Origin of the sequence: Cellulomonas triticagri (assembly GCF_003696205.1) — a bacterium.
GTDB lineage: Bacteria > Actinomycetota > Actinomycetes > Actinomycetales > Cellulomonadaceae > Cellulomonas > Cellulomonas triticagri.
This window is the reverse complement of sequence record NZ_RFFI01000081.1, coordinates 1-20,402: the sequence shown is the minus strand read 5'-3', so window position 1 is coordinate 20,402 and position 20,402 is coordinate 1. Positions and strand designations below refer to the sequence as shown.

At 75.6% G+C, this 20,402-nt stretch carries 20 protein-coding genes and 1 pseudogene; 3 read left to right on the top strand and 18 right to left on the bottom strand.

Annotation, left to right across the window (positions count from 1 at the left end; all coding sequences use genetic code 11):
- The 18 genes from pcp to EBM89_RS13980 form a co-directional block, all read right to left on the bottom strand.
- Positions 1-591, bottom strand: a 591-nt coding sequence (gene pcp / locus EBM89_RS14060) for a pyroglutamyl-peptidase I (protein WP_122150047.1), incomplete at its 3' end; no start/stop codon positions are given.
- The gene (coaE, locus tag EBM89_RS14055; protein ID WP_122150046.1) at positions 588-1,217 is read right to left on the bottom strand and encodes a dephospho-CoA kinase; all 630 of its coding nucleotides are present in this window, start codon (positions 1,215-1,217) and stop codon (positions 588-590) included. The genes coaE and pcp, both read right to left, overlap by 4 nt.
- 65 nt (positions 1,218-1,282) lie before the next feature.
- Entirely contained in the window at positions 1,283-2,053 is a 771-nt protein-coding gene (gene hisF / locus EBM89_RS14050) for an imidazole glycerol phosphate synthase subunit HisF (protein WP_122150045.1), read from the bottom strand.
- Positions 2,050-2,949: an FKBP-type peptidyl-prolyl cis-trans isomerase gene (locus EBM89_RS14045; protein ID WP_122150044.1), complete on the bottom strand. Its 900-nt coding sequence runs from the start codon at positions 2,947-2,949 to the stop codon at positions 2,050-2,052. Before EBM89_RS14045 ends, hisF begins: the two co-directional genes overlap by 4 nt.
- Positions 2,950-3,054: 105 nt before the next feature.
- Positions 3,055-4,416 carry a Pup--protein ligase gene (gene pafA / locus EBM89_RS14040; protein ID WP_122150043.1) on the bottom strand — a complete coding sequence of 454 codons (1,362 nt, stop codon included), beginning with the start codon at positions 4,414-4,416 and terminating at the stop codon, positions 3,055-3,057.
- A 10-nt stretch (positions 4,417-4,426) separates the two neighbouring features.
- Positions 4,427-5,149 (bottom strand): proteasome subunit alpha, encoded by a 723-nt coding sequence (gene prcA, locus EBM89_RS14035; RefSeq protein WP_122150042.1) that lies wholly within the window; start codon positions 5,147-5,149, stop codon positions 4,427-4,429.
- Positions 5,146-5,985, bottom strand: coding sequence for a proteasome subunit beta (prcB, locus tag EBM89_RS14030; RefSeq protein ID WP_122150049.1), 840 nt, complete (start codon positions 5,983-5,985; stop codon positions 5,146-5,148). Before prcB ends, prcA begins: the two co-directional genes overlap by 4 nt.
- Positions 5,986-6,003: 18 nt before the next feature.
- Positions 6,004-6,201, bottom strand: a complete 198-nt coding sequence (locus tag EBM89_RS14025) for a ubiquitin-like protein Pup (protein WP_122150041.1) — start codon at positions 6,199-6,201, stop codon at positions 6,004-6,006.
- A gap of 142 nt (positions 6,202-6,343) precedes the next feature.
- Entirely contained in the window at positions 6,344-7,984 is a 1,641-nt protein-coding gene (gene dop, locus EBM89_RS14020) for a depupylase/deamidase Dop (RefSeq protein ID WP_122150040.1), read from the bottom strand.
- A 27-nt stretch (positions 7,985-8,011) separates the two neighbouring features.
- On the bottom strand, positions 8,012-9,814 hold the full coding sequence (locus tag EBM89_RS14015; protein WP_122150039.1) for a carbohydrate-binding domain-containing protein: 1,803 nt from the start codon (positions 9,812-9,814) through the stop codon (positions 8,012-8,014).
- A 56-nt stretch (positions 9,815-9,870) separates the two neighbouring features.
- A complete protein-coding gene (locus EBM89_RS21860) occupies positions 9,871-10,695 on the bottom strand; it encodes a VTC domain-containing protein (protein ID WP_233571747.1) in 825 nt (274 codons plus the stop codon).
- Entirely contained in the window at positions 10,692-11,321 is a 630-nt protein-coding gene (locus EBM89_RS21855) for a DUF4956 domain-containing protein (protein ID WP_199732132.1), read from the bottom strand. Before EBM89_RS21855 ends, EBM89_RS21860 begins: the two co-directional genes overlap by 4 nt.
- A 138-nt stretch (positions 11,322-11,459) precedes the next feature.
- Complete coding sequence (arc, locus tag EBM89_RS14005) at positions 11,460-13,088, bottom strand: proteasome ATPase (protein ID WP_122150038.1); 1,629 nt, start codon at positions 13,086-13,088, stop codon at positions 11,460-11,462.
- A gap of 107 nt (positions 13,089-13,195) precedes the next feature.
- The gene (locus EBM89_RS14000; protein WP_122150037.1) at positions 13,196-14,293 is read right to left on the bottom strand and encodes a tRNA (adenine-N1)-methyltransferase; all 1,098 of its coding nucleotides are present in this window, start codon (positions 14,291-14,293) and stop codon (positions 13,196-13,198) included.
- Positions 14,294-14,316: 23 nt separating this feature from the next.
- Positions 14,317-15,432, bottom strand: a complete 1,116-nt coding sequence (locus EBM89_RS13995; protein WP_122150036.1) for a site-2 protease family protein — start codon at positions 15,430-15,432, stop codon at positions 14,317-14,319.
- 60 nt (positions 15,433-15,492) lie between these two features.
- Complete coding sequence (locus EBM89_RS13990; RefSeq protein WP_122150035.1) at positions 15,493-15,993, bottom strand: hypothetical protein; 501 nt, start codon at positions 15,991-15,993, stop codon at positions 15,493-15,495.
- On the bottom strand, positions 15,990-16,862 hold the full coding sequence (locus EBM89_RS13985; protein WP_122150034.1) for a hypothetical protein: 873 nt from the start codon (positions 16,860-16,862) through the stop codon (positions 15,990-15,992). The genes EBM89_RS13990 and EBM89_RS13985 overlap by 4 nt, the downstream gene beginning before the upstream one ends.
- Positions 16,863-16,934: 72 nt before the next feature.
- A complete protein-coding gene (locus EBM89_RS13980; RefSeq protein ID WP_122150033.1) occupies positions 16,935-17,954 on the bottom strand; it encodes an arsenic resistance protein in 1,020 nt (339 codons plus the stop codon).
- Between the two features lie 86 nt (positions 17,955-18,040).
- Between EBM89_RS13980 and EBM89_RS13975 the strand changes: the two genes are divergently transcribed.
- From EBM89_RS13975 to EBM89_RS13965, 3 genes and pseudogenes are all read left to right on the top strand, one after another.
- Complete coding sequence (locus tag EBM89_RS13975; RefSeq protein ID WP_122150032.1) at positions 18,041-18,634, top strand: hypothetical protein; 594 nt, start codon at positions 18,041-18,043, stop codon at positions 18,632-18,634.
- Positions 18,635-18,681: 47 nt separating this feature from the next.
- Entirely contained in the window at positions 18,682-19,671 is a 990-nt protein-coding gene (locus tag EBM89_RS13970; RefSeq protein ID WP_122150048.1) for a Gfo/Idh/MocA family protein, read from the top strand.
- Between the two features lie 114 nt (positions 19,672-19,785).
- A pseudogene (locus tag EBM89_RS13965) lies at positions 19,786-20,402 on the top strand (FUSC family protein); the annotation flags it as partial.

Genomic DNA, 20,402 nt, shown 5'->3' with positions numbered 1-20,402 from the left:
GGCCAGGCCGGCCCCGGCCCGGTCCGCGGCGAGCGACGCGGCGCCGTCGGCGACCTGCTCCGGGAGGCGCGGCACGTGCACGAAGCCGCCGCGCGCACCCGGTGCGCCGGCTCCGGCGGCGAGCCGGTCCCCGACCACGTAGGCGAGCGTGTTGCACACGTACGTGCCCGCGGTGCTGGACACCTCGCCGGGGACGTCGGCGGCGAGCACGGCCGCGAGGCACGCCTTGACCGGCAGCGTCGAGAAGTACGCCGCCGGTCCGTCCGCGACCACGGGAGAGTCGACGGGCTGCGCACCGTCCTCGTCGGGGATGCGCGCGTCCTGCACGTTGAGGCCCACCCGCTCGACGGACACGGCGGACCGGCCCCCGGCCTCGCCGACGGCGACCACCAGGTCCGGTGCGTGCTCGGCGAGCAGGGCGTCCAGCGCGCCGGGGGCGCGGGCGAAGGACACGGGCAGCAGCGCGGTCACCAGCGTCGCGCCCTCGGCCTCGGCGTCCCACCCGGCGGCGACCTCCCGGACCGCTGCCCAGGACGCGTTGACCTCCTGGCCGTCGAACGGCTCGAACCCGGTCAGCAGCACGGTCGTCACGGCTGGTCCACCTCCTGCTCGTCGTGCCGCTCCGCGGCGATCCGGTCCCACAGCGCGTCCACCTGGGCGCGCAGGTCGTCGGGGTCGCCGGAGCCGTCGAGCACGACGTCCGCGGCGGCCAGGCGGTCCTCGTCGGCGGCCTGCGCGGCGATCCGGCGCTCGGCCTCCGCGCGGTCGAGGCCGCGTGTGCGCACCAGGCGCTCGACCCGCAGCACCGCCGGGGTGTGCACGACCACGACCAGGTGGAACGCGTCGGCGCGGCCCGTCTCGACCAGCAGCGGGACGTCGTGCACGACGACGGCGGCGGGGTCGGCGGTGGCCGCGGCGGCCTCCTGCTCGGCGGCGAGGCGGCGCACGACGGGGTGCACGATCGCGTTCAGCCGGGCGCGGGCGTCGTCGTCCGCGAACACCCGCGCGCCGAGCGCGGGCCGGTCGAGGGACCCGTCGGGCGCGAGGACGCCGTCCCCGAACGCGGACACGACCTCGTCCAACCCGGGCGTGCCCGGGGCGACGGCCTCCCGGGACAGCAGGTCGTAGTCCACGACCACCGCCCCGCGCTCCGCGAGCCGCTGCGCGGCCACCGACTTGCCTGCCGCGATCCCGCCGGTCAGTCCGATGCGCTGCATCGTCCCATCGTGCCCTGCGCCGGGCGCGACCGACACCGTGGACCCGGCACCGGTCCGGCGCGCGGTCAGCGGACCGTGTACCCGGCGGCGCGCAGGTGGTCCTTGACCTGGCCGACGGTGAGCTGCCCGAAGTGGAACACCGACGCGGCGAGCACCGCGTCCGCCCCGGCCGCGGCGGCCTCGGCGAAGTGCTCGACCCGCCCGGCGCCGCCGGACGCGATGAGCGGCACGCGCACCTCGCGCCGGACGTCGCGCAGCATGTCCAGGTCGAAGCCCGCCTCGGTGCCGTCGGCGTCCATGGAGTTGAGCAGGATCTCCCCCGCGCCCAGGTCCGCGGCGCGCACGGCCCACGCGACGGCGTCGATGCCGGTGCCCCGGCGCCCGCCGTGCGTGGTGACCTCGTAGCCGGAGTCCGTCCGGGTGTCCCCGGTGACGCGGCGCGCGTCGACGGACAGGGTGAGGACCTGGCTGCCGAACCGCTGCGCGATCTCCGCGATGAGCTCGGGCCGGGCGATGGCGGCGGTGTTCACGCCGACCTTGTCGGCGCCGGCCCGCAGCAGGCGGTCGACGTCGTCGGCGGAGCGCACGCCGCCGCCGACGGTCAGCGGCACGAACACCTGCTCGGCGGTGCGCCGGACCACGTCGTAGGTCGTCTCGCGGTCGCCGGAGGACGCCGAGACGTCGAGGAACGTGACCTCGTCCGCGCCCTCGCCGTCGTAGCGGCGCGCGAGCTCGACCGGGTCGCCCGCGTCGCGCAGGTTCTCGAAGTTGACGCCCTTGACGACGCGCCCGGCGTCGACGTCCAGGCACGGGACGACCCGCAGCGCGACGCTCATCCCTCCCCCTCCGGGGCGGCGTCGGCGGCCTCGTCCGGCGCGGCCGGCGTGCGGGTCGCCAGCAGGTCGATGACGAAGACGATGGTCTGGCCCTGCAGCTCCTCGCTCTGGGTCGCGCCCATCGCGTAGGAGGGCGGCACGACCACCATCACCTGGCTGCCGACGGACTGCTCGATCAGCGCCTCGGACCAGGCCGGGACGTCCGACAGCGCGAAGGTCGTCGGGCTGCCGTTGGTCCACGTCGAGTCGAACGGCTCGCCCGTCGCCCAGACGAAGCCCGTGTACTGCACGGTGATGACGTCGCCCTCGGACACCTGGTTCCCGGTGCCGCGCAGCAGCGGCTGCACGACGAGGTCGCCCGGGGGCTCGGTGCCGGTGGGCGCGAGCGACGGCGCGCCGCTGTCGTCGAGCGTGACCGCGGGCATGCCCTCGCGGGGCTGCACGGGCTCCCCGGACGCGCGGATCGGCAGCACGTCGAGCACGGTCACCGTCGGGTAGGAGGACGCGCTCGCGTCGGACGCCGGGCTGATCTGCAGCAGCCGCGCGCCGACCCGCTGGCCGGACAGCGTGGCGTACAGGTCCTTGCCGAGGTCCTCCTCGGTGAGCATCCGCGGCGTGGGGCTGGAGGTGAACGTCTCCTTGACCAGCGACGCGTCGGAGGCGTCCTCCAGCCAGAAGTCCAGCAGCACGGGCCGCCCGTCGACCAGGTCCGGCCCGGTGCCCTCCCACACGACCTCGTGCACGGGGTCGCCGACGCGCAGCGGCGTCGGGTACGTCACGGTCGGCGGCTGCCCGGCCTCGCCGGACACGACCACCTGCGGGGGTTCCGGGTCCTGCGCGGCGCAGCCGACGAGCAGCAGCGCCGCCGCGGCGCACGCGGCCACGAGTCGTCGCACGTGATTCCTTCCCAGCGTCCAGCGGATTGCCGCCGCCCACTGTACGGGCCCGCGGACCCCCCGAGCGCCGTCGTCCCGGCTGCGACCAGGACGTGCGCAGGACCGTCACATCGACTCGATGAGCCGCTCCACCCGGTCGTCGACGCTGCGGAAGGGGTCTTTGCACAGCACCGTGCGCTGCGCCTGGTCGTTGAGCTTGAGGTGCACCCAGTCGACCGTGTAGTCGCGCCGGGCCTCCTGCGCCGCCTGCACGAACTCGCCGCGCAGCTTGGCCCGGGTGGTCTGCGGGGGCACGGAGGTCGCCTCGAAGACCTCGACGTCGGTGGTCACCCGGTCCACCAGCCCGCGCTGGGCGAGCAGGTTGTACAGGCCCTCGGTGCGGGAGATGTCGTGGTAGGCGAGGTCCATGCGGGCCACCCGCACGTCCGAGAGGTCGAGGCCGTGCTTCGCCCGGTAGCGCTCGATGAGCCGGTACTTGATCACCCAGTCGAGCTCGCGCTCCACCAGGGACAGGTCCCCGGTGCGCAGCGCCCGCAGGCCCCGCTCCCACAGGTCCAGCACCTGCTTGATCTCCGGGGTGGCGTCCGTCTCGGCCGTCACGAAGTCCTGCACCCGGCCCAGGTACTCCTCCTGCAGGTCCACCGCGGTGACGGTGCGGCCGGTGGCGAGGGTGACCGGGTGGCTGCCGGTGATGTCGTGGCTGATCTCCCGGATCGCGCGGATCGGGTTCTCCAGCGTCAGGTCGCGCATCGGCAGGCCCGCCTCGACCAGGCGGAGCACCAGGTCCGTGCTGCCGACCTTGAGCATCGTCGTCGTCTCGGACATCGAGGAGTCGCCGACGATGACGTGCAGGCGGCGGTAGTGCTCGGCGTCGGCGTGCGGCTCGTCCCGGGTGTTGATGATCGGGCGGGACCGCGTGGTCGCCGAGGACACGGACTCCCAGATGTGGTCCGCGCGCTGCGACAGGCAGTAGACGGCCCCGCGCGGGGTCGCGAGGACCTTGCCGGCGCCCGTGAGCACCTGGCGGGTGATGAGGAACGGCACCAGCACGTCGGACAGCCGCGAGAAGTCGCCCTGCCGCCGCACCAGGTAGTTCTCGTGGCAGCCGTAGGAGTTGCCCGCCGAGTCGGTGTTGTTCTTGAACAGGTGGATGCGCCCCGACAGGCCCTCGTGCTCCAGGCGCTGCTGCGCGTCCGCGACCAGGCCCTCGAGGATGCGCTCCCCCGCCCGGTCGTGCGTGACGAGCTGGCGCCAGTCGTCGCACTCCGCGGTGGCGTACTCCGGGTGCGAGCCGACGTCCAGGTACAGCCGCGAGCCGTTGCGCAGGAAGACGTTGGACGACCGGCCCCACGCGACGACCTTGCGGAACAGGTACCGGGCGACCTCGTCCGCGGACAGGCCGCGCCCGTCGTCCGCGGCGCACGTCACGCCGTACTCGGTCTCCAGGCCGAAGATCCGTCGGTCCACGGGTGCCTCCTCAGGGCTCCGTCGGGGTGCCCGCGGCGAGCAGGTCCTCGAGGACGACGCCGGACAGGCGCCGGAACGCCCGCCGCGGCCGGGTGCGGTCCAGCACGGCCACCTCGAGCTGCGCCGCCGGGATGACGCGGCGGTCGTCCTCCTCGGCGCCGTCCGCCGGGGTGCCGAGCACCCGGACGGCGAGGGCGAGGACGTCGGCCAGCGGCATCCCCGGGGTCCACGCGCCCGCGATCTCCTCGCGCAGCCGGTCGGACTGGCCGCCGAGGACGACGAAGTCGCGCTCGTCGGCGACCGAGCCGTCGTAGGACAGCCGGTAGATCTGGTCGGTCGCGGGGTCGTCGCCGACCTCCGCGACGACGAGCTCGACCTCCAGCGGCTTGGACTCCGTCGTGAACACGGTGCCGAGGGTCTGGGCGTACGCGTTCGCCAGGCCCCGCGCGTTCACGTCCCGCCGGTCGTAGGAGAACCCGCGCAGGTCGGCGTACCGGACGCCCGCGACCCTCAGGTTCTCGAACTCGTTGTACTTCCCGACCGCCGCGAACGCGATGCGGTCGTAGATCTCGGAGACCTTGTGCAGCGCGCGCGACGGGTTCTCGGTCGCGAACGCGATGCCGTCGTCGTACGCGAGGACCACGACGGACCGGCCGCGGGCGATGCCCTTGCGCGCGTAGTCCGCCCGGTCCTTCATCAGCTGCTCGGGCGAGACGTAGAACGGCATGCTCATCGCGGGTCCTCCCCGTCGCGGCGGGCGCGGGCGTGCTGGGCGTCCCGGTCGGCGGCGACCTGCGCCACCACCTCGCCCAGGGCCTCCTGGCCGACCCGCAGGTACCCGGCGGCGGTCACCGTCGCGACCACCGGCCAGATCTTCCGGGACCGGTCGGGGCCGCCCGTCGCGGAGTCGTCGTCGGCCGCGTCGACCAGGGCCTCGACGGCCACCCGCACCGCGGCGGCGGCGTCCAGGCCGGGCTGCCAGAGCTTCTTCAGCGAGCCCCGCGCGAACACCGACCCGGAGCCCACGCTGTGGTGCTGGTGCTCCTCGTACCGGCCGCCCGTGACGTCGTAGGAGAAGATCCGGCCCGCGCCGCGGTCCAGGTCGTAGCCCGCGAACAGCGGCACCACCGCCAGGCCCTGCAGGGCCAGGCCGAGGTTGCCGCGGATCATCGTGGACAACCGGTTGGCCTTGCCGTCGAGGGACAGCAGCGTGCCCTCGATCTTCTCGTAGTGCTCCAGCTCGAGCTGGAACAGCCGCACGACCTCGACCGCGAGGCCCGCCGTGCCGGCGATGCCCACCGCGGAGTAGTCGTCGGCCGGGAACACCTTCTCGATGTCCCGGGAGGCGATCTGCGAGCCCATGGTGGCGCGCCGGTCGCCCGCCATGACCACGCCGCCGTCGAACGTCAGCGCGACGATCGTGGTGGCGTGCGGCACGGGCACCTCACCGACCGGCAGCGGCGGGCGCCGCCCCGGCAGCAGGTCCGGGGCGTGCTGGGCGAGGAAGTCGACGAAGGACGACGAGCCGGGCGTCGTGAACGCGTGCGGCAGCCGCCCGGACGGGCTCAGCGGGTCCGTCGTCACGCCTCACTGACCGCCCTTCTGCACGAAGCCGCGGACGAACTGCTCGGCGTTCGTCTCCAGGACGTCGTCGATCTCGTCCAGCAGGGCGTCCACCTCGGCGTCGCGCTGCTGCGCGGCGGCCGTCGCGGCCCCGGTGTCGGGGCCGTCGTCGACAGGCTCGTCGTCCTCGCGACGGTCGCGTGCGCGTTCCTGACCAGCCATGTCCACCTCCGCCGGACGTACGTGCGCGGGGCCGCCACCTGCACGGCACCCGCCGGTGGCACCACCCTAGGCCCTGGTCGGCGCGGGTTCGCGGCAGGCCGCAGCGACGGGCGCGCGCGCCGTGCCGCTCCGACCCGACGGGTCAGGCGCCGAGGGCCGCCAGGAGCGCCCGGACGTCCGGCGCGGAGTCGAGCAGGTCCGCGACGTGGGCGCGGGTGCCGCGCAGCGGGTCGCGCATCGGGACGCGCTGCAGCGTGGGCGCCCCGGGGACGTCGAACACCACCGAGTCCCAGGACGCCGCCGTGACGTGCGCCCCGAACCGGGCCAGCGTCCGGCCGCGGAAGTACGCGCGGGTGTCCTCCGGCGGGGTCGTGACCGCGGCCTGCACGTCCTCCTCGGCCACCAGCCGCTCCACCGCGCCCGCGCCGACGAGGCGGTGGTAGAGCCCCCGCTCCGGCCGCACGTCCGACCACTGCAGGTCGACGGCCGCGAGGCGCGGGTGGTCCCACTCCAGGTGGTCGCGGCGGCGCATGCCCTCCAGCAGCCGGAGCTTCGCCAGCCACTCCACCTCGCGCGCGCAGGACGCCGGGTCGGTGCCCAGCCGGTCCAGGAGCGAGCCCCAGCGGGCGAGCACGTCGGTGGTCTGCTCGTCCAGCACCTCGCCGCCCAGCCGCAGCAGCGCCGCCCGCACCGCCGCCAGGTACTCCCGCTGGATCTCGAGCGCGGTGAGCGACCGCCCGTCGGCCAGGGGCAGCCGGGCGGTCAGGGTCAGGTCGTGGCTCACCGTGTGCACCGCGCGGACGGGGTCGGCCAGCTCCAGGCGGTCCAGGTCGGCGCCGAGGTCCGTCGCGTCGCCGGCCGCCGCGCGCTCGATCAGCCACAGCACGAGCGACGTCGTGCCGAGCTTGAGGTACGTCGGCACCTCCAGCAGGTTCGCGTCGCCGATGATCACGTGCAGCCGGCGCCACCGGTCCGGGTCGGCGTGCGGCTCGTCGCGGGTGTTGACGATCGGGCGGCGCAGCGTGGTCTCCAGGCCGACCTCGGCCTCCATGTAGTCCGCCCGCTGCGAGATCTGGAACCCCGCGCCCTCGCCCCGCTGCCCCAGCCCGACCCGACCCGCGCCCGTGAACACCTGCCGGGTCACCAGGAACGGCGTGATCCGCGCGGCGAGCTCGGCGAACGGCACGGCCCGCTCGACGAGGAAGTTCTCGTGGGTGCCGTAGGTGGCGCCCTTGCCGTCGACGTTGTTCTTGTACAGCGCGACGTCCGGCAGCGCGGCGGTGGACGCCAGCGCGCGCACCGACGCGAGCATCACCTGCTCCCCCGCCCGGTCCCAGCGGACCGCGTCCAGCGGGTTCGTCACCTCGGGCGAGGAGTACTCCGGGTGCGCGTGGTCCACGTACAGCCGGGCGCCGTTGGTGAGGATGACGTTCGCGGCGCCCGGGTCCTCGTACTCGTCGACCAGCGACCGTGCCACGGCCTGGGGGCCGTCGCCGTCGGACGCGCCCCCCGCCGCACCCGCCTCGCCCGAGGGAGCCGGACGGGACGGGTCGTCGGTCAGCAGCGACGGGTGCGCCGCCGCCCGCTGCAGGTGGAACCCGCGGGCGTCCTGCAGCGGGTCCTCGTCGTCGTAGTCCCAGCGGGCCTTGCCGCGCCCCGCCGACCGGGCGGCCGCGTGCACCGCGACCACGTGGCTGGACAGCAGCATCGGGTTCGCGTTCGGGCGGCCGGGCTGCAGCACGCCGTACTCGGTCTCGATCCCCATCACGCGGCGCACGGTCACGCGGCCACCCTATGCCGGGCCGCGCCGTCAGCCCTGCGCGGCGCCACGGTCCTGGCCACCGGGGCGGGCGCCGCCGTCGGGCACGCCGCCTCCCGGGCCGCCGGCGGCGCCCATGCCACCCGTGCCGGCCGTGTGCTCGCCCGCCGTGACCGTGAGGACCTCCGACGACCCCGACAGCACCGCGTAGGTCTCCCCCGCGGTGATCGCGGCGTCGGAGACGACCAGCGACGTGATCGCCTTCGTCGGGGTGAACGTCGCGACGACGGTCCCGTCGGCGTCCAGCACCGTGAGCGTCGTCCCCGCGGCCTGCGCGCTCTCGAACGTCGCGGACACCCAGCCCTGCCCGTCCGTGCCCGGGGCGACCGCCATGCCGGAGGACCCGGCCGCGACCAGACTGCCGCCGGTGACGGTCAGACTCCCGTCGACGTCGAGCGCGCCGTTCCCGTCGTCCGTCGGGCCGTTGACCACCACCGTGCCGCCGGACATCGTCAGCGTGCCGTTGGCGTCGAGCCCGTCGCCGCCCGCGTCCACGGTGAGCGTCCCGCCCGTGATCGTCAGGGTGGCCGTACCGGACGTCTCGCCGCCGGGTCCCGCCCAGTCCCCGCTGGCGTCCTCGGTGGAGCCGGTGGCGCTGCTCGCGGCGTTCACGCCGTCGTCCGAGGCCACGACGGAGATGTCCCCGCCGGCGAGGGTGATCGCCTCGGCCTCCAGGCCCTCGTACGAGTCCAGGACGGTGACGCTGCCGCCGGTGACGTCGAGGGCGACGTCCGCGTGCACGCCGTCGTCGCCAGACGACAGCGTGAGGTCGCCGTCCGTCACGGACACGACGCCGTTGGAGTGCACCGCGTCGTCGGACGCGTCGACCGTGAGCGTGCCGCCGCCGACCACGACGGACGCGTTGCCCTTGACGCCCTTCGTGGACGTCTCGTCGGTCGGGCTGGTCGCGCTGCCGCCACCCGCCGTGACGTCGAGGGTGCCGCCGGTGAGCACGACGTCCGTCTCCGCGTCGACGCCGTCACCGCCCGCCGTCACCGTGACGTCACCGGCCTCGACCGCGACGAAGCCCGCCGTGGTGTCGTCGGCGTCGTCCGCCTTCAGGCCGTCGCCGCCCGCGGTGACCTCGACGGTCCCGCCGGAGACGACCAGGTAGTCCTTGCCGCGGATGCCGTCGTCCACCGCGTCCACGGTGATCGTGCCCGAGGCGACGACCAGGCCGTCCTTCGAGGCGATGCCGTCGTTCGCGCGGCCCGTCACCGTCAGGGCGCCGTCACCGGTGATCGTCAGGTCCGCTGCCGAGAACAGCGCGGCGTTCGCCTCGTCCTCCGCGTCGGCGTACGTCGCGGCGTCGGTCAGGGCGTTGCTCGACCCGTCGGCGAGCTCCACCTCCACCGAGCCCGCGCTGAGCACCGCCACCGCGGCCGTGGTCGAGGACGTGATGTCCACGCCGTCCAGCACGAGGTGCACGACCGCGTCGCCCGCGTCCACCACCACCTGGCCGTCGTCCAGCGTGCCGGACAGCGTGTACGTGCCCCCGGCGCCGATCGTCACGGTCGAGCCGGCGACCGTCATGCCGTCGCCGTCGGTGGTGATCGTGCCGCCGTCCAGCACGATCGTGCCGGACGTGGCCGGGACCTCCTCGACGGCGTGCACGTCGGCGTTCGCGGCCAGCACCTCCGCGGCGGTGGCCCCGGCGGAGACATCGGTGACGGTGGTGGCGGTGTCGGCGGAGGTCTCGCCGCTGCTCCCGGTGGTGGCGTCGGTCGCGCAGCCGCCGAGCAGCAGGGCGAGCAGGACGGCGGGGGCGGCGATGAGGTGGCGGGGTCGGCGCACGGGTGTCTCCAGGGGGTGGGGGTGTCGCGAGGGTTCGGGGTGTCGTGTGCTGGGGGTCAGGCGGCGAGCGAGCGGCGCACGGTGCGCCGCCACGGCCGACCGCCGAGGCTCGGGTCGAGGACGACCAGCCCGGTGGCGTACTTCGAGATGCGGCTCGGCCGGTGCCCGAGCGCCCAGAGCGCCCGGTCGGCGGCGGACGCGCCGGTGATGCTCTTGGTCTCGACCACGGCGTGCCCCGGGACGGCGGCGACCGCCGCGAGCCCGGGCAGGGCGTCGGCGTGGGCGTGGGCGTCAGGCGACGACCACTCCAGGCCGGTGTCCACGGTGACCCGCGCCCCGTCGGGCAGGTGCAGGGTGCGCCGCCGGTACCGGGTGACGAGCGTCGGCGCGAGCACAGGACCGTCGGGGTCCGGAGGCAGGTCCACACCGTGCGCCCGCAGCGTCGCCGCGACGAACCCGAGGGCGTCCCCGACGGCGGCGCGGTCGGCGGGGGCGTGCTCGCGCCGGTCCTTCACGGTCGTGCCGCGCGCGCCGCGGGTCTTGACCTCCAGCCAGCAGCCGCCGGTGTCCGTGTAGGTGCGGGTCCGGACCTTGTACCGGCGGCGGCGTCGGCCCGCCGCGAGGTGGAACGCGGCCAGGTCCGGGGTGTCGAAGTACACCGACTCGTACCCGAACGCGTCGCGCCCGTCGATCACGAGGCGGCGGGTGCCCGCGGGGAGCGCGGCGACCAGCGCGGGGACGGCAGCGAGCGGGAGGACGTACTTGCGGTCCACGCGGGTCTGCAGGGCGGCGGTCTCGACCAGGTCGTCCAGGCCGACCGGTGGCAGGTGCCCGACGTCGGCGAGGTGCTCGCCGGTCGGCAGCGGGTCGGCGGCGGTCACCGGGCACCGCCCGAGGTGAGCGGCGCGGCGGCGACGCGGGACGTCGGCAGCGCGTCGTCCAGCACCGTCGCGCGGCGCGTCGCCGGGGCCGCCGCGTACCGGACGTCCACCACGGTCACGTCGTCCACGAGGTCGAGGCGCTGCACCGTCGCGCCGTGCACCCGGGCGCCGAGCAGCTGCTCCAGGTGCGCGACCAGCGCGGCGTGGTCGCCGAACGCCCGGTCGACCACCACGACCTGCTGCCGGTACCCGCGCAGCAGCCGCGGGTGGTCCCCGACGTACAGCGCGGCCAGCACCATCGCCATCAGCACGAGGGCCAGCGTCCCGAGCCCGGACCCGAGCCCGCCGATCAGACCCAGCGCGAGGGCGGCGAAGTAGTACGCCACCTCCCGCTGGTCGATCTCGGAGGACCGCAGCCGGATGATCGACAGCACGCCGAACAGCCCGAGGCCGAGGCCCGCGCCGACCGTGCTGGACGACAGCGCGCCCGCCACGGCGAGGACGCCGACGTTGACGCCGAGGAACGCGACGACGAGGTCGCGCCGGCGGTGCCGGGGGAAGTACAGGGCGAAGGTCAGGACGCCGATGGCGACGAGGTCGGCGGCGAACAGGACGGCGGCAGGCATGGGCACCTCGCGGGTCGGGGATGAGCACCCGGTGAACCGGGTCCCTCCATTCCGCGACGCCGCGCTGTGGGGTGCCTGTGCGGGCGCCAGGTCCGCCGTGAGAGATCGACGGACCCGGCGCCGCTGGCCGTCACCGGGTCACAGGTACTGGCCCGTGCTCTGCACGTTCTCGATACGGCGCGAGGCCTCCTCGCCCTTCTTGTCCTGGACGATCGTGCGGATGAACACGATGCGCTCCCCCTTCTTGCCGGAGATGCGCGCCCAGTCGTCGGGGTTGGTGGTGTTCGGCAGGTCCTCGTTCTCCTTGAACTCGTCCACGCACGCCGTCAGCAGGTGCTCGACCCGCAGCCCGCGCTGACCGGTGGCGAGCAGGTCCTTGATCGCGGACTTCTTCGCGCGGTCCACGACGTTCTGGATCATGGCGCCGGAGTTGAAGTCCTTGAAGAACAGGATCTCCTTGTCCCCGCTGGCGTAGGTGACCTCGAGGAACCGGTTCTCGTCGTCCTCCGAGTACATCCGCTCCACGGACCGGGCGATCATCGCCTCGACCGCGGCCTGCGGCGAGCCCGCGTGCTCGTGCAGGTCGTCGGAGTGGATCGGGAGGTCCGCCGTCAGGTACTTGGCGAAGATCTCCCGAGCACCCTCGGCATCAGGCCGTTCGATCTTGATCTTCACGTCGAGGCGACCGGGGCGCAGGATCGCGGGGTCGATCATGTCCTCGCGGTTCGACGCCCCGATGACGATGACGTTCTCCAGGCGCTCCACGCCGTCGATCTCGGCGAGCAGCTGCGGGACGATCGTCGTCTCGACGTCGCTGGACACGCCCGTGCCGCGGGTGCGGAAGAGCGACTCCATCTCGTCGAAGAACACGACCACGGGGTGCCCCTGCGACGCCTTCTCGCGGGCGCGGGAGAAGATCAGCCGGATGTGCCGCTCGGTCTCGCCGACGTACTTGTTCAGCAGCTCCGGGCCCTTGACGTTGAGGAAGTACGACGTCGCCGCGTCGGCGTCCTCGCCCCGCGCCGCGGCAGCCGTCGCCGCCAGGGAGTGCGCGACGGCCTTCGCGATCAGCGTCTTGCCGCAGCCCGGCGGGCCGTACAGCAGCACGCCCTTCGGCGGCTTCAGCCCGTGCTCCCGGAACAGCTCCGGGTGCAGGAACGGCAGCTCCACCGCGTCGCGGATCTGCTCGATCTGCGGGCCCAGACCGCCGATGTCGGCGTAGTCGATGTCCGGGACCTCCTCGAGCACGAGGTCCTCGACCTCCGCCCGCGGCACCCGCTCGAACACGAACCCGCTGCGCGCCTCCACCGTCAGGGCGTCGCCGACCCGCACGGAGCCGTCCCGCACCTGACCGGCGAGGCGCACCACCCGCTCCTCGTCGCCCCGGCCCACGACCAGCGCGCGGTCCCGGCCCAGCAGCTCCTTGACCGTCACGAGCTCGCCGACCTGCTCGTAGCCGCCCGCCTCCACGACGGTCAGGGCCTCGTTGAGCATGACCTCCTGGCCCGGTCGCAGGCCCGGCACGTCGAGGGCGGGCGACGCGCCGACGCGCATCTTCCGGCCCGAGGACACGACGTCCACCGTGCCGTCCGCGCGCGCCGCGAGGAACGTCGCGAACGTCCCCGGGGGCTTCGCGAGGTCGTCGATCTGCCGCTTGAGCTCGATGATCTGGTCACGGGCGGACACGAGCGCGTCGGACAGGCGCTCGTTCTTCGCGGCCAGGAGCGCGAGCTCGCGCTGCAGGTCGCGGGCTGTCGGTTCCGTCATCGCGGTACCTCCGATCGCGGTTCCGCCTCACGACGCTGTGCGGCTCTTCGTGGGGAGACCCTAACCACACCTGTCAATCGATCGGGGGACGGCCCGCCGGTCGGACCTCAGTCCTGCTCGGGCGCCTGGCCGACGTCGCGGCGCACGCGCCGCACCTTCTTGTCGGACACCGCCCGCTCGCCGAGCGCCTCGGGCGTCCACTCCGCGTCGGGCACCTCCTGGAACGACCGGCTGGTCACCACGTCGCCCGTCTCGTCCACCATCGCCGACTCCGCGGGCGCGTCGGCCGGTGCGCCGGACCCCGCGGGCTGGGAGCCCTTCGCGGGGCGGCGCTTGCGCAGGGGCGGCTCCACGCCGTCCGCGAGGCGGCGGGTCGTCAGCAGGAACCCGGTGTGCCCGATCATCCGGTGCTGCGGACGGACCGCCAGACCCTCCAGGTGCCAGCCGCGGACCATCGACTCCCACGCGGTGGGCTCCGTGTACCGGCCGTCCGCCCGGATGTCCTCCGCCAGCCGGGACAGCTGCGTCGCCGTCGCGACGTACGCGATCAGCACACCGCCGGGGGCGAGCGCCGACGCCACGGCGTCCAGGTTCTCCCAGGGCGCCAGCATGTCGAGCACGACCCGGTCCACCTGGCCGGGGCCCTCGGCCACGGGCAGCACGTCCGCGAGGTCACCGACCGACAACCGCCACGCCGGGTGCGGGCCGCCGAAGAAGGTCTCCACGTTGCCCCGCGCGATGGCCGCGAAGTCCTCGCGCCGCTCGATCGAGTGCAGCCGCCCGCCGTCGCCGACCGCACGCAGCAGCGACATCGTCAGCGCTCCGGAGCCCACGCCCGCCTCGACCACGCGCGCGCCGGGGTAGATGTCCGCCATCGCGACGATCTGCCCGGCGTCCTTCGGGTACACCACCGCCGCGCCGCGCGGCATCGACAGCGTGTAGTCGCTCAGCAGCGGGCGCAGGGCCAGGTACTCCACCCCGCCGTTGGACGTCACGACCGTGCCCTCGGGCGCGTCGATCAGCTCCTCGTGCCGGAAGTAGCCCTTGTGGGTGTGGAACGTCGCCCCCGGCGCGAGCGTGATCGTGTGCAGCCGGCCCCGCGGGTCGGTGAGCTGCACGCGCTCCCCCACGCGGAACGGCCCGCGCCGCTCGTCGGCCCCGGTCGGGGTGGTCGGGGGCACGGCGGGCGCGTTGTCGTCTGTCACGGGCGTCGATCCTATGCGGCGCGTCAGCCGCGCAGCGCCGCCGCCACGTCCGCCGAACGCAGCAGCGCCACCACCTGCCCGTCGCGGACGGCCACCAGCACCGGCGCGAACGGCGCCTTCGCCGCCACCGCCTGCACCAGCGCGGGGCCGTGCAGGCTCGCGTCCACCTCCGCGCCCGCGGGCAGGGCCACCGCCACCGCCGTCAGCGGCACCCGGGCCCGGTCCGCCACAGGCACCGCGTTCGCCGCCTGCGGGTCGACGTACGCCGCCGGGCGGCCGTCCGGGGCCATCAGCACCACCGCGTCCGCACCCGAGCGCCCGCGCACCGCGTCCGCCTCCGCGAGGACCGCCGTCGCCGGGACCCCGACCGCCCGCGTCCCGATCCCCTCGACCCGCAGCGCGTCCACCGACCGCGCGACCCGCGCCGCCCGCAGCGCCTGCCCGGCGCCCGACCACAGGAACGCCCCCACGACCGCCGCCCACACCGCGCTGAACAGCGACGGGGTCCCGCCGCGCGCCAGCGGCAGCAGCAGCACCCACACGACGAACGCCACCGCCACGACCCGACCGGCCCAGCCCGCCACCAGCGTCCCGCGGCGGCGGTCGCCCGTGGCGCCCCAGATGATCGACTCCAGCACCTGGCCGCCGTCCAGCGGCAGCCCCGGCACCAGGTTGAACAGCCCCACGAACCCGTTGCTGTACGCACCGGCGAACAGCACCAGCGCCGCGATCCCCGCCGGGTCCACCAGCTGCGCCACCGCCCACAGCACCGCCGCGAGCAGCAGGTTCGCGATCGGGCCGACCACCGCCACCAGCCCCTGCGTCAACGGCGTGATCCGCCCGCCGAACGCCGTGTGCCCGCCGATCAGCGTCAGCGCGTACTCCCGGACCTGCAGGCCGCGCGCCCGCGCCGTCAGCCCGTGCGCGATCTCGTGCACCAGCACCGACAGCATGAGCAGCGCACCGAGGACCAGCGCCACCGCGATCGTCGAGCCCGTCCCCAGCCACGGCGCCCGCAGGCCCACCGTCGGGGCGAACACCACGGCGATCAGCCCCACCGTCAGCAGGCTGCTCGGCGTCAGCACGACCGGCGCCCCTGCTACCCGTCCGACCACCCAGCCGCGCGTCCTGTCCGTCACGTGCCCAGGCTACGGCGCGCGGACGGCCCGTCCGCGCAGGGGGGCGCGGCGGCGCCCGGGCTACCCGGCGGAGCGCTCGGTCCGCTGCGTCAGCCGGACCTCGCGCCCCGCCTCGGGTCCGTCCCGGTGCACGAGCACCCCGACCACCGGCAGGTCCCAGCCCCCGGCCTTCCACCAGCACTCCGCGAGCCACGCACCCAGCACGTCGGACAGCACGCGCGCCCCGTCGCCCTCGGCCACGTAGCGGTGGTCGAACCGCCCGGCTCCCGGGACGTCCACCCCGAGCGGCCCGCTCGCCCCGGCGTGCCGCCCACCGGTCTCCCCCGTGATCCGGGCGTGCGGACCCGTCCAGGCGAGCCACACCTCGGGCGCCCAGCGACCATCGCCGTCCTCGACGTGCACCCCCACGTCCAGGCCCGTCACCCCGTCCGCGACGGGCTCGCGCACCACGGCCCGGAACGCCGCGATCACGGCGTCGGACCGCAGGTCGAGCAGCCCCCGGTACCGCTCGGCCAGCCGCGCCGGGTCGAGCCCGAACGGGACGACCCCGCGCGGGCTCACGGTGCCGCCACCGCGGCGAGCACGTCCGCGCCGTCGCCGACGGCGACCACCGGCGCGCCCGCGCCGCCCCCGTCGGCGGCGGCTCCCAGCACGCACACCAGCCGCAGCGCGGGCAGGGCGGCGAGCAGGTCCTCGTCCAGGGTCACGTCCGCGGACGTCACCAGGACCGTGGGTCGCGGCTCGGGCTGCGACCGGCTCCGGGCGACCTGCACCAGCACGTCGAGCGCCGCGCGCAGGTTGCCGGGTGCGCGGACCACGGTGACCGGTTGCCGGGTGGCCAGGTCCTTCCACTGCTCCGCGCTGAACCACCGGGTGCGGTCGGCGTCGGAGAGCGCGACCAGGACCCGCTCGCCGCCCTGCACGCCCTGCACGCCGTGCTCCGGCGGGACCGGAGCGGGTCGGCGCACGGCCGCACTCCCGTCCGCGACCTCCCCCAGCGCGACGGCCCACGGGTCGTCGTCGTCCACCGGGGCGCCCGGGTCCGCGGCGCGGACCGCGACCAGCGCCCGCGCGGCGATGCGCTCGAGGGCGGCGTCGTCGTCGGGGTCGGCCTCGCCCGCGCGCTCCAGCGCCTCGGCGTAGTGGCGCGCCCGGGCCACGAGCGCCTCGACCGACGTCGCGAGGAGGGTCGAGCCCGCCGGGTCGACCAGGTGCACACCCGCACCGTCGACCACGACGCGGCTGAGGTCGCCGTCGCGCGCCACCACGACCCCGTCGGCGCCGTCGGTGCCGTCGGAGCCGTCGGTGCCGTCGGTGCCGATGACACCGTCCGCGGCGGGGTCGCCCCACGTCCCCGGGTACGGCGTGAGCAGCGTCCGCTCCCGGAGCGGGGCGAGGGCGGCCGCGAGCGGGGTCGAGGGTGGGGTCACCCGGCCGATGCTAGCCGGGCGGCCGGCCCGGTCCGGCGCCGTCGGCGCAGGTCGGCGGGGCTCGCCGGGAGGTCAGGAGGCGCCTGGCGGCGATGCCGTGGGCCGGTCGGTCGTGGCCGCCCGGGCCGGCACGAGGCGCGGCACCAGCCGCACCGCGAGGACCATCACCACGAGCTCGACCAGCGTCTGCGTCACCACGACGACGGGGGCCAGGGCCGCCCCGGCGGGCAGCGCCAGGGCCAGCGGCAGCACGACGAGCGAGTTGCGGGTGACCCCGCTCATCAGCAGCGCCCGCCGCGCGGGGACGTCCAACGGCAGCACCCGCCCCGCCCCGGCGCCGACCAGCGCCATCACCAGGGCGAACCCCGCGAGCACCGGCACCACCGGCGCCAGCCGCCCGAGGTGCGCACCGACCCCGGCGGCCTGCGACGCGACCACGACCCCCAGCGTCGCGACCATCAGCGGCACCATCAGCGCGAGCACCCCGGCCTGCACCCGGGCGGCGACCCGGGACCGCCGGGCGAGCGCCTGCGTCGCGGCGGCCGCGGCCAGGGGCACCGCGATCAGCACGACGAACGCCTCGACGAACGGCCCGACCTCGACCACGGCGACCGCCTCGGGCCCGGCCATCAGCAGCAGGTACCCCGGCAGCAGCACGAGCTGCGCGACCATCAGCACGGGCGCGGCGGCGAGCAGCCGGTCCGCCGCACCGCCGGCGAGGCCGGTGAACACGACGACGTAGTCCACGCACGGGGTGAGCAGCACCAGCAGCACCCCGAGCAGCACCGCGTCGTCGCCCGCGACCGGGCGCGACAGCAGCCACACGACCACCGGGACGACCACGAAGTTCAGCGCGAGCACCGCCCCGAGGAACCGTCCGTCCCGCAGCGCGCGCCCCACCGCCGCGAACGGCACCCCGAGGAACGTCGCGTACAGCAGCACACCCAGCACGGGCGTGATGGCGACCTCAGCCGCCGCCGCCCCGGGGACCAGCACGCCGACCAGGGCACCGAGGCCGATGGCCGCCAGGTAGAGCCCCACCTGGTGCCGTTCCGCCCAGCCGCGAGCGTCCTCGGCACGGGCGCGCGCCACCCCGGCACGGGGGCGCTCGGAACCGGTCACGACCGTGGACGCTAGCCGCTGCGACTCACCGGCGGCGAGCGCGGCACACTGGGGCCGTGACCCGTGACGACCTGCGCCGCGACCTCACCGGTCGCCTGCTCCCCCGCGTCGCCGCCGCGGCGGTCGACCTCGGGTTCGTGCCCGCCGAGGAGCGACCCGGGTGGTGGCGCTGGACCCGCGTCCAGTCCCCGACCGTCACGGCGGACGTCCTCGTCACCGAGCAGACCGGGCGGCAGGTCCGCGACGGCCTGGACCTGCGGGCCTCGGGCGGGCTGGTCCTCGCCGACGTCGAGGAGCTCCTGTCCCGCGACGCCCCGCGACCGCCCGGAGCCGTCACGCTGCACGCACCGCTGCGCGGCTGGGGCGCGCGGCCCACGCGCGACGCCGCCTACCTGCTGCGCTGGACACCGGGCACGACCGGACCCGTCGCCCCGCTCGACGCGCTGCTCGCCGACCTGACCTCCTTCGCGACGTTCGCGCGCGGCATCCGCACCGTCCACGACCTCGCCGACGACCGGCTCGCCCGCTCGCGCATCCGCCGGCAGACCGTCGACGGCCTCGCCCCGCACCTCACGACGCCGGACGTCGCCGCCGTCGTCCGCGAGCTCGCCGCACGCCCCGGCGCCGGGGACCCCGGGGCGCCCGGGTAGCCTCGTCGGCGCCGGGGACCCGGCGGGGACGACGGAGGGACGTGGGCATGAGGCTGGGCATCATCGGCGCCGGGGCGATGGTCGAGGAGCTGCTCGTGCACGCGGCCCCGCGGGTCGCCGGTCTGGACGTCGTCGGACTGCTCGCCCGGCCGCGCTCCGTGGAGCGGGCGCAGGCGCTCGCGGACCGCACCGGGGTCACGCTGGTGACCTCCGACCTGGACGCGCTCGTCGCCGCAGGCATCGACACCGTCTACGTGGCGGCGCCCAACGCCGTGCACGCGCCGTACGCCCGGGACGCCCTGGAGCGCGGCCTGCACGTCGTGGTCGAGAAGCCGATGACCAGCACCGCCGCCGAGGCGCAGGCCCTGCGGGACCTCGCCGTCGAGCGCGGGCTGCTCCTGTTCGAGGCCGTCACGACCGTGCACCTGCCCGCGTTCGCGCAGATCCGCGCGTGGCTGCCGCGCCTCGGCGACGTCCGGCTCGTCCAGAGCCAGGTCTGCCAGTACTCGCGCCGGTACGACGCGTTCCGGCGCGGCGAGGTGCTGCCCGCCTTCGACCCGGCGCAGGCCGGCGGCGCGCTCATGGACCTCGGCCTGTACAACCTGCACCTCGTCATGGGCCTGTTCGGCGACCCCACCTCGGCGGTCTACACCCCGAACGTCGAGCGCGGCATCGACACCAGCGGCGTCCTCGTCCTGCAGTACCCGGGCCTCGTCGCGACGCTGACCGCCGCCAAGGACTCCGCGGGTCCGCGCGGCGCCCTGATCCAGGGCACCGCCGGGCGCATCCGCACCTCCGACGCCCCGAACGTCCTCGGCACCGTCACTCTGGAGCTCGACGACGGCACCGTGGAGACCCTCGAGGACCACGGCGCCCCCGCCGACCGGCTCGTCACGGAGTTCGACTGGTTCGTCCGCGTCCTCGCCGACGGCGACCGGGACGCCTGCTACGCCGCCCTGGACCGCAGCGTCGCGGTGAGCCGCGTGCAGACCGCCGCCCGCCTCGCCGCGGGCATCCGGTTCCCCGCCGACGGCTGACCCGGACCCGTCGGCCCCGACGCGTCGGCTCCCCCGACCGGGTCACCCGCCCGGGGTGAGGAGCGGCACCCGCCCGGCGGCGCACGATCGAGGGCCCGGGCGGAGGATGACGCCATGACCACGAGCGCACCGTCCGGTGCACAGCGGGCGATCTCCTGGTCCTGGGCGCGACTCGGGCTCGGCGTCGTCCAGGCGATCCCCGCGACCCTGGTCGTCCCGCACGACCCCGTCGCGGGCCTGGCCCTCGCCGTCGGGGTGCTCCCGGCCGCCGCCGCCGGGCTCGCCGTCCGGCGCCGCGCACGCCGGGGCCTCCTGCTCGTGGGCGGTGTCGCGGCCGTCGCCCTCGTGCTCGGCGCTGTGTCCGCCGCCGTCTCCGCCGTGCTCGCCGTGGTCGTGCTCGTCGGCCTCTGCCTCGCCTCGGGGTCCGCCACCACGCGGCTGCCCCGGCCGGTCGCAGCGCTGGTCACGGGTCTCGGGCTGGCGCTGGTGGGCGCGGGGTTCTCGCTCGACCCGGGCGCCGCTCTCGCCGCCGGCGGTCTGATCGTCGTCGGGTCGGCGTACTCCTGGCTCGTCACGCTGGCCTGGCCGGACACCGCGGCACCGGCTCCCGGGGCCCCGGCGGCGGTGCCGGCACCGGCGCCGGACCCGGGAGCGGCGCGGCGGTACGGCCGCCAGCTCGCCGTCGTCGGGGGCCTCGCGGCCACGGCGGGGCTCGCGTCCGGGGTGGACCA

Excerpts from the sequence above, each read along its gene's own strand:
- EBM89_RS14025 (WP_122150041.1), bottom strand. The coding sequence starts at position 6,201 with ATGGCTGGTCAGGAACGCGCACGCGACCGTCGCGAGGACGACGAGCCT.
- hisF (WP_122150045.1), bottom strand. The coding sequence starts at position 2,053 with ATGAGCGTCGCGCTGCGGGTCGTCCCGTGCCTGGACGTCGACGCCGGG.
- EBM89_RS13970 (WP_122150048.1), top strand. The coding sequence starts at position 18,682 with ATGAGGCTGGGCATCATCGGCGCCGGGGCGATGGTCGAGGAGCTGCTC.
- EBM89_RS21855 (WP_199732132.1), bottom strand. The coding sequence starts at position 11,321 with ATGCCTGCCGCCGTCCTGTTCGCCGCCGACCTCGTCGCCATCGGCGTC.
- prcA (WP_122150042.1), bottom strand. The coding sequence starts at position 5,149 with ATGAGCATGCCGTTCTACGTCTCGCCCGAGCAGCTGATGAAGGACCGG.
- coaE (WP_122150046.1), bottom strand. The coding sequence starts at position 1,217 with ATGCAGCGCATCGGACTGACCGGCGGGATCGCGGCAGGCAAGTCGGTG.
- arc (WP_122150038.1), bottom strand. The coding sequence starts at position 13,088 with ATGACGGAACCGACAGCCCGCGACCTGCAGCGCGAGCTCGCGCTCCTG.